This is a genomic window from Candidatus Contendobacter odensis Run_B_J11, from assembly GCF_000531125.1.
Lineage (GTDB): Bacteria > Pseudomonadota > Gammaproteobacteria > Competibacterales > Competibacteraceae > Contendibacter > Contendibacter odensensis.
Genome location: NZ_CBTK010000243.1, coordinates 1 through 1,834 on the forward strand (window position 1 = coordinate 1; position 1,834 = coordinate 1,834).

The window sequence follows — 1,834 nt, forward strand, 5'->3', positions numbered from 1 at the left end:
GGCTTTTGCATCATCAAAGTTTTGTGCGTCTATAAATTTACGGCGTGCATGCGCCCAGCAGTTTAATGTGGTAATGCCTTCCACATCATCAAACTGATTGTAGGCGGCATACCCATCCGTTTGCAGATAGCCCTGGTAATTTTTTAATGTTTCTTTCGGCCACGCTGCAGCTCTGCCTGTTTGGTATTTGAATAATACCTGCCTGGTTTGGGTGTTGTAATATACCCAGTAATAACCCTGGTGGGTAGTGCCTTTTTTTGTTTTATCTAAAACTTTTATGGGGGTCTCATCTACGCCCAGGTATATGGTTTGCAGCACCTGCCGCTCATGTGCCTCAAAGAGCGGCAGTATCAGGTTGCAAGCTTGCTTAATCCAATTATTAACCGTGTTATCTTCTATCGTTATGTTTTGGCGGCTTAGCATTTGCAGGCATCTGTGAATGGGTATATGGTCTACATATTTACTGGCCATCAGGTGAGAGAGTAAAGAGGCTCCCACATAACTTTTTTCGATGGGTATATTAGTGGGCAATGCAGCAATTACACGCTTTGCCACCGTACCATCTGCAGAGGGCTTTATGTATTCCGGGCGAATATATTTTTTTACAAATATTTCTCCCTGCTTGTATTCTAATATTTCTGTTACTTCCTCACCCACGGGTTTGAGACCAGTAATATCTTCTGCGGGGGCAAGAATAATTTCTTCTCTGCGGAGGTTTGCTGCTATTGGTTTGCGGCCAGGGTGGTTTACCCGAACAGCGGTGCGCTTTACTTCATGGGCTCTTACATGATGAGTGTTTTCAATCATCACTTCGGCCAGCTTATCATTTTCAAACAGAGCTGTTTGCTGGTCGTTGCTATGGGGGTTAGGTTTAAACTTTTCCTGCTTGCCGCTAAAGATAAATTTCTGTAATTCCAGGATTTGTAAGCGGAGTAAATTTATTTGCTGAGCCTGCTGCTCATTGACCAGGAGTGATTGCTCATACAGGTATTTAAAATCGATATTTTGATCAGTAGAATTGATGGACACAACTAGTCAAGTACTATGCCACACAGAAGCTGCAACCCAACATTGACCGAAGTTTTAAGCACCTACGGCAAATCTTTTTTTATGCCTGACAGATTGCAGAATAATGCCTTGCAAAATATGCTGTAATTGCAGATGAGTAAGCAAAATGTCATTATTGTTTTGTGTGCGGCCGGGCATTTCAAAAGTGCCTTTCTCTAATCTCTTTTCATACAATGCAAACCCATCTCTATCCCATTGCAATAATTTAATCTGGTTGTGCCGCTTGTTGATAAAGACAAAAACATCACCTGATAAAATATTTTTCTTCATCTCATTTTGTACAATACCACACAAACCATAACATCCTTTTCGCATGTCTGTTGTTTGATTGTAAAAATAGTACCGGTCATGGGAACTGAGGTGCAACATGCTAGCTCATTAATTGTATTATATACTCAACAGGCGGCATCGTTTCAAAACATATTCGTTTACCATTAGAAAATAAAATACTTACCGGCGCAGTGGTTAATAATGGTGTGATACTTATAAATTTTCCAGAAGGCTTTGGATGTAACTTCTTTTGCCAGTAATAATATTGATGTACCTTAATCTCATGCTGCTGGCAGTATTTAAATACAGACTTGCCACTAGCTTTGCACGCTGCTATATGGCACTGCATTACCTCCGCTATACTTTTATGATCCATGGCGGCAAAGGTGTAACGCCATTTCTAACTAAAAAACACGGGGTTCGTGGAGGGGATACGTTGCTTTATCATTTGGTTTTTTTTGAGCCATCAGATATTGGCGATCACAAATTTGTCAAA

3 protein-coding genes and 1 pseudogene are annotated in these 1,834 nt (G+C 40.8%); 1 reads left to right on the forward strand and 3 read right to left on the reverse strand.

Translation table 11 applies throughout. From position 1 onward, the window contains the following. The 3 genes from tnpC to tnpA all read right to left on the reverse strand — a co-directional run. Positions 1 to 1,029: IS66 family transposase (gene tnpC / locus BN874_RS13445; protein ID WP_154724936.1), on the reverse strand; the 1,029-nt coding region annotated here is incomplete at its 3' end. Positions 1,030 to 1,083: 54 nt separating this feature from the next. Next, positions 1,084 to 1,437: an IS66 family insertion sequence element accessory protein TnpB gene (gene tnpB, locus BN874_RS13450; RefSeq protein WP_034434348.1), complete on the reverse strand. Its 354-nt coding sequence runs from the start codon at positions 1,435 to 1,437 to the stop codon at positions 1,084 to 1,086. A 1-nt stretch (position 1,438) separates the two neighbouring features. Next, positions 1,439 to 1,714, reverse strand: a complete 276-nt coding sequence (gene tnpA / locus BN874_RS26500) for an IS66 family insertion sequence element accessory protein TnpA (RefSeq protein WP_420886133.1) — start codon at positions 1,712 to 1,714, stop codon at positions 1,439 to 1,441. Here tnpA and BN874_RS25790 point away from each other — a divergent pair. Continuing rightward, positions 1,622 to 1,834: pseudogene (locus tag BN874_RS25790) on the forward strand (hypothetical protein); the annotation flags it as partial. The gene tnpA and the pseudogene BN874_RS25790 sit on opposite strands and share 93 nt — an antisense overlap.

Excerpts from the sequence above, each read along its gene's own strand:
- tnpB (WP_034434348.1), bottom strand. The coding sequence starts at position 1,437 with ATGTTGCACCTCAGTTCCCATGACCGGTACTATTTTTACAATCAAACA.
- tnpA (WP_420886133.1), bottom strand. The coding sequence starts at position 1,714 with ATGGATCATAAAAGTATAGCGGAGGTAATGCAGTGCCATATAGCAGCG.